The following is a 10,234-nucleotide window of genomic DNA, read 5'->3' on the forward strand; positions in this document are numbered from 1 at the left end:
GGTGATGTCGATGAGGTGGGCGGCGCGGTGCTCGGCGGGGAGCCGGTGCCAACCGTCCTGACTGGTGGCCTGCCGGTGCAGGGTGACGGCCTGGTGGTGGTCGCCGAGGTGGGTGGCGGTGAGGGCACGGGCGAGGATGACGGCGGTGGAGCCGAAGGAGATGCCGTCACTGTCGGACTGCTGGCCTTCGTCGCAGACGGTGGCGAGGCGGGCGGCGCGTTCGATCAGGTCGTCGGCGGTGACGGCGTCACCATGAGTGGCGGCGGCGAGGGCGGCTTCGGTGAGCAGGGTGCCGGTCAGGGCGGGTTCGTCGGGCCGGCGGGCGCGCGTCGGCGGCGTGCGGTCGAGGTGGGGTACGGCGGTGAGTGCGGCGGTCGTGGCGAGGCGGCCCCGGCGCAGGGCGCGTAGTGCCTGGGCGAGGGATACCGTGGCGAGGGCGGTGCGGTGCGGGTCGCCCGTGGCGGCGGTCATCGCCCGGTCGGCGGCCAGCCAGGCGAGGTGGGGTTCGCCGAGTTTGACCAGGGTCTGCGCGGTGAGCCGGTAGACGCGGACGCGCAGGCCGGCGGCGGGCGCGTCCCCATCCTGGTGGCGGGGGTGCCGGATGCCGGTGAGCAGGCCCGGCAGGGCCCGGAGGACCTGGGGGTGGTGGCCGTTGCGGTAGGCGGTCCAGGCGTATCCGACCTGGTCGTCGAGCTGCCGCATGCCCGGGTGGTCGGTTTCGGGTGGGTCGTGCCGGGCCAGCGCCGCCCGGACGGATTCCATGTCGGGGGCGAGGTCGGTGACCGTTTCGGGGCGGGTCTGCTCCGCGAGCAGGACGTTCGGGGCGACCCCGAGCGCGCTGGCGACGGTTTCGATGACGGAGAGCCGGTCGAGGGTGCGTACGCCCCGTTCGACCTTGTCGACCCAGCTCTTGGACTTGCCGATGCGATCGGCGAGGACCTGTTGGCTCATGCCCCGGCGTACCCGCAGGACGGCCATGCGCCGCCCGATGGGCGACTGGTTGCCGGTGCGCCGGCCGGGCCCGGTCACCGCCGCCCCTCCGCCGGTGGCGGGACAGCGTGCGTGTACCCGCCGCAGCGCGGACACCACCGGGACTTGACCCGGAACGCGAGCAGCCCGAGCAGGAAACCCGGCACCAGCCCACCGAACACGATCGGCACCACTTCAGAGATCACCACAGTCTCACCTTCTGGCGAAGCCAAGAGCCGGGGATGTTGCCGCCCATGGAACTCGGCTCCTTTCGGGACCGGGACGGGGACATCGCCCGTTCTGAGGCGTCCAGTTGACCCCGGCGAGAGCGCGGTGCGAGTGGGTGCGCAAGGTGCCTTTCGGTGCGTTGCGGTGCCCAACGCATCTCTTCACCAAAGTTTCGATACTGTCCGTGCAGCGACCACTACACCGGAGGGGGTCGGACGGTGGCATCCAGCGGGGAGGCAATCACCCGACTGCTGGCCGAGGTGGGCTGGCAGCCCGAGCAACTCGCTCGACGCCTCAACGAGTGCGCCGAGCGGCACGGGCGCGTGGAGCGGCTGCATCTGAAGACGCCGTAAAAGTGGAAGAAGGGCGATGTTCCGCGCAGCCCTTGGCCAGCCCTGACCACCGCGCTGTTGTCCGAGCAGTTGCATCGGACGATCAGTCTCGATGAACTGGGTTGGCCAGAGGACGGGCTTGAGGTCGCACCGGCCTCCGCCGGCCTCGATCTGCCCTGGTCATCAGCCGGGGCATTGCAGGCGGCCGAGGTGGTGAACGAATCTGGGGAAATGATGCATCGGCGAATGTTCATCACTCTGCTCGGTTCCGCACTGACGTCGCCGGCACACGAGTGGCTGATTGCCCAGTCGCCGCAGGACATCGCGTCGACTACCGGCCGCCCCTTGTCCGGTAAGGTCGTCGACCACCTGGACGCGGTGACGGCCAGCCTGCGACGCATGGACGATCACCTCGGTAGCGGTCAGACCCTGGGGTTGGTCCGTCAGCACCTGAGCACGGTGGTCGGGGTGCTGAGAGGGCGCAGCTACAGCGACAGTATCGGCCGGCGTCTTCATGCCACCGCCGGTGAGCTGTTGCGCCTCGCCGGCTGGCTTTCCTTCGACGGCGGCCACCACATCCAGGCGCAGCGGTTCTGGATCGCCGGTCTTTATCAGGCCAACGCCGCTGGCGATCGCGGACTTGGCGCGAACATCCTCGGCTTCATGTCCTGCCAGGCCAAGGACCTGGGTCAGCTCCGCCAGGCCGTGACCCTCGCCGAAACAGCACGAGCCAGCTACCCCGCCACCAGCCCGAGGGTGGCAACGATCCTCGACCTGCGAGCGGCGGAGGCGTACGCCAACAACCGGTCGGTGACCGACACCCGTCGCGCGCTCGACAACGCTTTCGGCAGGTTCACCGACAGCCGCCCGGAGCACGGTGACCCCGACTGGTCCTATTGGATCAACGAAGCGCAGGCCCACGCGCAGGCCGGCTACTGCTTCGTCAAGCTTGGAGACTGGCCACGCGCTCGCGATCACCTACGGACGGCGTTGCGGCTACAGGGCAACGAGTACACCCGTGAGGGCGCATTACGTAATGCGCTGCTTGCGACCACCTACGTCCAGCAGGAACAACCCGAGTTGGACAAGGCACTCGCCCTCGGCGACCAGGCGGTACAGACACTGACCGGACAGGTCACCTCCGCCAGGTGCATCAAGCACGTGCGCAACCTGGTCGGAAGCCTCGCCCCCTACCAGCGCACGTCCGCCGTGCGCCGATTCTTTCAGGACGCCAAGGACCTCATTGCCATGTGACGACGCTGTAGGCTCAGCCCTGAACCCCGGGGGCATTCAAGAAGCAGGGAACGCGTACACCAGCTCGTACATCTCGGCGTCGAGCACCATCAGGGACACCTCAACGCAGCGCTCTCCGGCGTAGGCAAGCCGGATGATCTCGAAGACGAGACTGCCCTCCCGGCGTAGACCCAGCCATTCCCGGCCATCCACCCCGTTGATCTCCTCGGGCGTTGGTGCGCGGCTGATGACCCGCTCGACGAACCTCGTCGGCCTGAATCCCTGCTCGGCCAGTCGGGCGTAGGTGCCACCAGGACCGGTGTCGGCGTGCTCGATGCGGGTGCCACGGGTCAGGTCCGTCGGAAGGTAGGCGGTAGCGATCTGAACGGAGCGCAGATCCCGGACGTAGCGGCGATACCGCGACAGCACCACGTCGCCGGGCTGTACACCAAGGGCGTCAGCGACCTGCGTCGGCGGCACGACATCGCCCACCGTGACGTCCACGGCCTTCGGCGGATCCGCCGAGTCGTAAGCCTGGATCGAGAGCCCCCGCCCCCACTGCTCCGGCGCCAGTCTCCCTGGCGAGGTCCGGGGGATGCGGCTTGCCCGCACGTAGCTGCCGGAACCTCGGCGTGACTCGATCAGCCCTTCGGCTCGCAGGCGGTCGATGGCCTTCTCCGCAACGCCGCGTGCGACGTTCTCTTCGCTGTTGGCGGCGTACTCGCGAAGGGTGGGGAGCTTTGTGCCAGCTTCGTAGCCTCTCACGCCCTCCCTGATCCTGCGCCTGAGTTCAGCGGCGAAGCTCTCGGCAGTGTGCCTCCACTGCTGGCCGCTCGCGTTGTTCATCAGGTTCTTCAACTGTCGCCTGACAAAAGATTGCTTGGGCGACGGTCGGAGAATCGGGCAACCCAGTGAACCCGCCAATAGTCAATATTGTCCGGTGTTGCATGGATTGTCTACTGACATGGACACACTGGACGTGATTGCCTGGATGCTTTGGTCGACATTCGCGACTCAAAGAACCGGCCGGCTGGCATCGCGGCTCTCCAGTGGTGCTACTGCGTGCGTGGCTGCTCATGGATGGCGCCGTGGCAGCGTGCACAGACGATCAGGGTCCCCCGTCGACTGGCCCGCATGGCGAGCCCGCCGGCAAGTCGACGCGGAGGCATCTCGTCAACCCGCCAGTAGGCTTCGTAGCCTAACGTGAACGCGTGTCCCAGAATGTCGTCATCGGATCGAAGGCAGCCATCGGTCCATCGTAGGAGAGGTTGATGGTGTCGCCGGATAAGGCTTGGGTGCAGTGGTTAGTGATCGTGGCGGCACTGGTGCAGAGCGTGGCGGCAGTGATTCAGGTTTCACAAGGACGCCGGCACCGACGATCCGATACTCCTAGAGAAGCTGCAAAGCCCGGCAGCACTCGACCTCACCGGCGACGGTCGCCGCCATTCGCCTTCGATCACCCCGTGATGCGCGCGGGTTTACTCGCCGTAGTCCTTGGGATCATAATGTTCTACGTCGCACCCGTTGCCGCCGAAGTGGATCTCGACAACGGGGCAGAAGACTTCAAACGACCGGAGGATTTTTTTGCCGTCTTCGTCGTTTTCGCTGCCCCGACCACTGCCATGATAACGATCATGTGGGCAATTACATCGATTTTCGACAGGGAGGAGACATCTAATCAACGGTTCGCCCACCTCCTCACAGCAATTGTGGCGGCCGCGTTGATATTTGCGGAACTCAGCCTTCTCCCCTCGTAGAGTTCAGTAAGCCTTTGCCGGTTTTCTGGTGGTCGGTCTGCCAAGGCGCATCGGCATGGGTCCATTGGAACCGAGGTGCGCCAGGGAATCGAGGTCACCATCCATGATGGAGCGCAATCTTCTTTGCCCCATCCACCTGTCGTGGACGCCTTCCGGACGGGTGCCCCCCTGCCCGCCGGGGACCGGGCGGTGGGCAGGGGGGCACGGGCCGGACACGCCGGTGGGAAACGGCGTGTCCGGCGGCTCTGTCAGCAGGCGCCCTGGTCCTCCCAGACGGCGGCCTGGCCGGGGGTCTCGCCCTGCGTCCACCACTTCGCCCGGTAGCGGCGGGTGTTGTACTGCACGGTCGCCCCGCCCGAGTAGGCGGTGGCCGCATTCCACGCCGGGACGGTGGCACAGCCGGTGCCGCCGGTCGAGGTCGGCGAGACGGTGCTCGTCGGCGTCGCGGTCGGGTTGGTGCCGGTGCAGGCACCCCGGTCCTCCCAGACGCCGGCCTGGCCGGGGGTCTCGCCCTGCGTCCACCACTTCGCCCGCCAGGTGCGTCCGCCGTACGAGACCTCCTGGCCACCGGTGTACACGGCCGTCGCGCTCCACGCCGGGGCGGTGCAGGTGCCGCCGGTCGGCGACGGCGATCCGGTCGGGGAAGCCGTACCGGTCGGCGAGGGCGCGACCCCGCCACGGGCGTGGTCGGCGGCCAGGGCGTACGTCGTACCGCCGAAGCTGAGCGTGAAGTTCGATGGGCCGGCGATCGGCAGGCTGTAGTTCAGGGTCACCTCGGCGAACGCGCCGGGTGCGATGGCCGCCGGCACGTTGAGGCGTACCCGGTGGAAGTCGCCCTTGAGTCCGCCGACGTTGCTGCCGGTGTGGCCGGTGGAGACCACGCTCAGCGCCCAGCCGGACTGCTGACCGAGGGTACCGGGGGCCGAGGTCGGGTAGTCGAACTCCAGTTGCGCGCCGGCCGGGATGGTGGCACCGGAGTTGTTGGTCAGCCGCAGTTCCGGGTTGATCGGGTAGTTGTTGTCGCCGAGGGCGAACCCGCCCATGGTGACGCCGACGTTCAGCGTCGCGGTCGGCATGGCCACGTTGGCCTTCTTCGCGGTGTACGGGGTGCCGGCCTTGAACTTGTCGTAGAGCAGGTTGGTCAGGGTGTTGCCCATGTAGTACTCGCCGCGCTGGGCGTCCCAGGCGTAGTCACCGGCAAGCTCCCAGATCATCACCCCGCCGATGCCCTTGGCCAGCACGTAGTCGGCCTTGGCCGCCAGGGACTGCTCGTCCTCGGTGGAGAGGAAGACCTGCTTCTGGCTGTTCCACAGCCAGGGCGCGACGAGCGGGGCCGAGTAGTGCCGGGTGTAGGTGCCGGAGAACTGGTCGGTGGGGTCGGTCGCGGGGGTCAGCCCGTACGCCTCCCGGTAGCTGCCGGCCCGGCCGTCCTGGAGGTTCTTGGCGTGCCACATCGGGTTGGCACCGGCCGGTACCTCCTGGCCGTTCTCCAGGTCGTGCCAGAGGTTGTCGATGCCGATGGCGCCGTTGCCGCACGGGGTGGTCGAGCCGACCGAGCTGCCGGTCCCGGCCGGGCACTTGGTCTGGTCGGGTAGTGCGGCCCGGCCCCAGAGCCCGTTGGTGCCACCGGTCACGCCGCGCCAGCCCCGGGTGTAGTACGGCACGCCGATGTTGATCCGCCCGGACTGCATGGCGCCCCGGAAGTAGTGGTAGGCCCAGTCGGTGTTCAGGTAGCCGATGCCGCTGTACGCGCCGTACACGCCACCGGCGGCCAGTTCGGCGTCGTCGCCGTTGTCGTAGAGGGCGGCGTTCGGGCCGACGAAGTGGTTCCACGAGCCGTGCAGGTCGTAGGACATGATGTTGACGTAGTCGAGGTACTGGAGGGTCTGGAAGGACTCCATGCCGCGCAGCAGCCAGCCGGAGGCCGGGGCGGCCACGGTGAGCATGTAGTACTTCCCGTCGGCCGCCGCCGCGGCGTCGAGCTTCTCCCGCAGGGTACGCATCAGTACCTGGTAAGAGGCGTTGAGCCCGGCCCGCTTGGCGTCGGCCTGGGCGAAGTCCAGCGGGTTCCCGGCCTTGTTGTTCGACGTGGGGTACTCGTAGTCGATGTCCACCCCGTCGAAGCCGTAGGTGCGCAGGAAGGTGACCACCGAGTCGGCGAAGGTGGTGATGCCGGCGGTGTTGACGCCGTTGGTGCCGGTGGTGGTCATCCGGTAGAAGCCCCCGGCGTCGACCCGGTTGCCGGCGTCGTCGAAGTAGCCGCCGGTCTCGGCCCAACCGCCGACACTGACCAGGGTCTTCACTCCGGGGTTCTGCTTCTTGTACTTGTTGAGCTGGTTGAAGTGCCCGGTGTACGGGTACGCCGGGTCCATCTCGGCGCCGGCGATGCCCGGCCAGGTCATGTTGGTCGCCGGGTTGTTCGCCGCGGTCGGCGTACCGACGGAGATCTTGTTGGCCGCGTCGACGTGGGCGAACGCGTAGTTGATGTGGGTGACCTTGCCCCAGGGGATCTGGTGGGCCAGGTACGCGGGTGCGTTGTTCTTGCCGGTCCGCCAGCTGGTGAAGTAGCCGATGATGCGTCGGGAGTGGTCGGTGCCGAGCTTCTCACGGCCTTCGGTGTCGTAGACGTCGCAGTAGGGCACGGTCACGCCGGGGGTGGGGTAGAGCCCGTCCGGCCGGCAGGCCGCGTGGTCGACCGGGGCGGAGTTGGCCTGGCCGGCCACGACGAGGGTGAGGGACGCCGCGAGTAGCCCCACGGCGGTGGCGGACAACAGATGCAGGGCACGTCTGGGCCGCATGAAGATCCTCCGCGTTTTAATAAACAAACCTAACTGTTAGGTAGGTTTCCAGAATGTAACGGCGTCGATGTCCACGCGCAAGACCTCCGCCAACGGCCCGCAGGAATCGGCACGGACGACCCGGGCGATCTCCGGTGGGCGGGCGTCGCCCGGGACGAGCACCGCGCGGAAGTGGACGGACCCGGGCGACGCTGACCGGGTCCGTCCACTTCCTAGGGAGGAGGAACGACTCAGACGCGCTGCCAGAGCGCCGGCACGTTCGGCGGCTCCCAGCCGACCTGCGCGGTGTGCCCCTGGAGGCACTGGTACGACAGACCGGCGTAGGTCACGGTCGCACCGGCGGCGTACGTGGTGCCCGCCTGCCAGGTCGTCCCGCCCGGCGGCTGGGTGCCGGTCGGGGTCGGCGTCGGCGTCGGGTTGGGGCCGCCGGAGGTGACCAGGGTCAGCCCGTAGGCCGCCAGGATCGGGTTGACCGGCTGGAAGTACATCGTGCCGCCGCTGGTGCAGTTGCCCGATCCACCCGAGGTGACGCCCTGCGCCTGGTTGCCCGACAGCCACGATCCACCGGAATCACCCGGCTCGGCGCAGGCGTTGCTGCGGGTCAGGCCGGACACGGTGCCCTCGGGATAGGTGACCGAGGCGTTCTTCTGCTGGATGCTGCCGCAGCGCCAGCCGGTGGTGGAACCGGACCGGCAGACCGCCGCGCCGACCGCCGCCTCGGTGCTGCCGGCGACCGCCACCGTACCCCCGCTGTAGTTGTTGACCAGGCCACGTGGGGTGTTGCCGGCGTCGACCTGCACCCAGGCGTAGTCCCGGCCGGGGAAGGTGGAGCCCCGGTACGTGCCGGCCGGCTGCGAGGTACGGGCCCCGGTCCGACCACAGTGGCCGGCGGTGACGAACCCACCGTTGACCGAGAATCCGATCGAGCAGCGGCTGCTGCCGGTGTAGTAGGCGTTGCCACCGACCACGTCGAGGTACGGCCGGGGGTTCTCCGTGGTGACCCGGACCCGGACCGCGTCCGCCGGCAATCCGGCGGCGGCGGCGAACGAGCGCACCGCAGCGCTGTCGGCGTCACGGGTCAGGACCACCACCGCACTGCCCGGCAGGTCGGCGTACCAGCCGGTCACGCCGGCCGGCGCGATGGCGGCCCGCCGGTTGAGCCGGTCCACCGCCGCGTCGAGCTGCCGTTCACTGTGGGCGACCCGGACCGGAACGGCGCCCAGGTTACGCACCGTGGCGGCGTCGGCGTCGCTGACGATGCCGACGTGCACGGCGTCGCCCTGCGGGCTGACCCAGGTGCCGCCGTGGCGACCGCCGAGGGTGGTGCGCAGTACCTGCTGGACGCGGCTCGCCCGGGTGTCGGTGTCGAGCCGGGCCCGGGCCTGCGCCGGGGTGAGGTGCAGGTCCCGCTGCATCGCGGTGAACATCGCGGGCGCGATGCCGGCCGGCGCTGCGGCGGCATCGTCGCTGGTGGCGTGGGTGGTACCGGCGCTGGCCTGGGTGGTCAGGGCGAAGGCCAGCGCCACGGCGGCGGCGGTCAGGGTCGCCGCAGCCATGGTTGCTGCTCGTTGGAGCATGACGGTGTCTCCTCGTGGATGAGGTCCGGTGGAGGTGGTGAGGGGTACGCGACGCGCGGTTTCCAGGGACGGCACCGCATCGCGCTACCAAAGAGATAACTGGTGTTGTTAACTCTGTTGCCTTACCGTAGGTGAGGCATGAGAAGCCGTCAATACAGCCGTTGATCGATCCGGTGTCCACTGTCGCCAGGAGCCGCCGTGCCCGCCGTTCCCCTGCCCCGGCACGACCTCGACGTCCCCGCCTCCGACGTGCTCCCCCTGGCCGTCGGCACCTTCGACGGGCTCGGTCCACTGTCCCGAGCCGACTTCCCGCACCGGCACAGCTTCTACGAACTGGTCCACGTGACCCACGGGTGCGGCGCCCACGTCATCGACCTCGACGCGTACCCCATCCGGCCACCGCAGTTCTTCGTCATCACCCCTGGCCAGGTACACCACTGGCGCGACGCCCACGACCTGCGCGGGCAGCTCGTGCTCTGCACCCCCGACCTGCTGGCGGACAACCCGACCGACCGGGACGCCCTGCACCGGACCGGCCACCGCTGCTGGCGCCCCACCGACCCGGCCCAGGCCGCCCGGATCGCCACCCTGCTGGCCGCGATGACCGACGAGTACCGACGACAGCAGCCCGGCTGCCGCAGTGTGCTCCGCGCCTACCTGCACATCCTGCTCACCGAGCTGCTCCGGGCCACCCCGGACAGCGCCCCGCCGGACCCGGTCCCGCACCACCCGCAGGCGCGTGCCCTCGCGGTCGCCCGCCGGTTCGACGAGCTGCTCGCCGAGCCGGCGCTGCTCGGCGAGCCGGCCCACAGCTACGCCCGACGCATCGGCGTGTCGGTACGTCACCTCAACGAACTGGTCCCCCGGGCCACCGGCACCACCCCGGCCCGGCTGATCCGGCAGGCCCGCGTCCTGGAAGCCAAACGGCTGCTCACCCGGACCGACCTCACCGTCGCCCGGATCGCCGCCCGGCTCGGCTTCACCGACCCCGCGTACTTCTGCCGGTTCTTCCGCCGGGAGGTCGGCCAGAGCCCGGGCGAGTTCCGCCACCGGCTCCACCCGGGACCGGACGGAACCGCCGACCCGCCGGAAAGCACCACGGCACCGCCGACAAACACATCGACCCCCGATGATGACTCTCCGTACCGTCGGGACGACCGCCGGTCCGCTCGGCCGGACCGGCACCGCACCCCCGCCCCGGAGGAGAACCCATGACCAGCGAGTCCACCGGCACCGACGAACCGGACCGCACCGGCACCAGCCCGACGGCCGGCGGTGTCACCCGCAAGACCGTGCTGCGGGCCGTCGCCCTGGCCCTGCCCGCCCCGATCCTCGCCACC

At 69.2% G+C, this 10,234-nt stretch carries 8 protein-coding genes; 3 read left to right on the top strand and 5 right to left on the bottom strand.

The window, feature by feature from the left end; all coding sequences use genetic code 11:
* Window positions 1–1,029: helix-turn-helix domain-containing protein (locus tag GSF22_RS35505; RefSeq protein WP_208816101.1), on the bottom strand; the 1,029-nt coding region annotated here is incomplete at its 3' end.
* On the bottom strand, window positions 1,026–1,178 hold the full coding sequence (locus GSF22_RS24580; RefSeq protein ID WP_208816108.1) for a hypothetical protein: 153 nt from the start codon (window positions 1,176–1,178) through the stop codon (window positions 1,026–1,028). The genes GSF22_RS35505 and GSF22_RS24580, both read right to left, overlap by 4 nt.
* Window positions 1,179–1,607: 429 nt before the next feature.
* On the opposite strand from GSF22_RS24580, the gene GSF22_RS24585 reads away from it, so the two are divergent.
* The gene (locus GSF22_RS24585; RefSeq protein WP_208816102.1) at window positions 1,608–2,783 is read left to right on the top strand and encodes a hypothetical protein; all 1,176 of its coding nucleotides are present in this window, start codon (window positions 1,608–1,610) and stop codon (window positions 2,781–2,783) included.
* A gap of 36 nt (window positions 2,784–2,819) precedes the next feature.
* On the opposite strand, the gene GSF22_RS24590 is transcribed toward GSF22_RS24585, so the two are convergent.
* Window positions 2,820–3,608: a GntR family transcriptional regulator gene (locus GSF22_RS24590; protein ID WP_208816103.1), complete on the bottom strand. Its 789-nt coding sequence runs from the start codon at window positions 3,606–3,608 to the stop codon at window positions 2,820–2,822.
* A gap of 425 nt (window positions 3,609–4,033) precedes the next feature.
* Between GSF22_RS24590 and GSF22_RS24595 the strand changes: the two genes are divergently transcribed.
* Window positions 4,034–4,519 (top strand): hypothetical protein, encoded by a 486-nt coding sequence (locus GSF22_RS24595; RefSeq protein ID WP_208816104.1) that lies wholly within the window; start codon window positions 4,034–4,036, stop codon window positions 4,517–4,519.
* 248 nt (window positions 4,520–4,767) lie between these two features.
* On the opposite strand, the gene GSF22_RS24600 is transcribed toward GSF22_RS24595, so the two are convergent.
* Both GSF22_RS24600 and GSF22_RS24605 read right to left on the bottom strand, forming a co-directional pair.
* Entirely contained in the window at window positions 4,768–7,317 is a 2,550-nt protein-coding gene (locus tag GSF22_RS24600; protein ID WP_208816105.1) for a chitinase C-terminal domain-containing protein, read from the bottom strand.
* A 230-nt stretch (window positions 7,318–7,547) separates the two neighbouring features.
* Window positions 7,548–8,873 (bottom strand): carbohydrate-binding protein, encoded by a 1,326-nt coding sequence (locus GSF22_RS24605; RefSeq protein WP_244454043.1) that lies wholly within the window; start codon window positions 8,871–8,873, stop codon window positions 7,548–7,550.
* Window positions 8,874–9,092: 219 nt separating this feature from the next.
* Here GSF22_RS24605 and GSF22_RS24610 point away from each other — a divergent pair, with 219 nt between their 5' ends.
* Window positions 9,093–10,109, top strand: coding sequence for a helix-turn-helix domain-containing protein (locus GSF22_RS24610; protein ID WP_208816106.1), 1,017 nt, complete (start codon window positions 9,093–9,095; stop codon window positions 10,107–10,109).
* The last annotated feature ends 125 nt before the right edge of the window (window positions 10,110–10,234 follow it).

It is taken from the genome of Micromonospora echinofusca (assembly GCF_017614955.1).
GTDB lineage: Bacteria > Actinomycetota > Actinomycetes > Mycobacteriales > Micromonosporaceae > Micromonospora > Micromonospora echinofusca_A.

Coding starts and splice junctions, on each gene's coding strand:
- GSF22_RS24590 (WP_208816103.1), bottom strand. CDS start 3,608: ATGAACAACGCGAGCGGCCAGCAGTGGAGGCACACTGCCGAGAGCTTC.
- GSF22_RS24595 (WP_208816104.1), top strand. CDS start 4,034: ATGGTGTCGCCGGATAAGGCTTGGGTGCAGTGGTTAGTGATCGTGGCG.
- GSF22_RS24600 (WP_208816105.1), bottom strand. CDS start 7,317: ATGCGGCCCAGACGTGCCCTGCATCTGTTGTCCGCCACCGCCGTGGGG.
- GSF22_RS24605 (WP_244454043.1), bottom strand. CDS start 8,873: ATGGCTGCGGCGACCCTGACCGCCGCCGCCGTGGCGCTGGCCTTCGCC.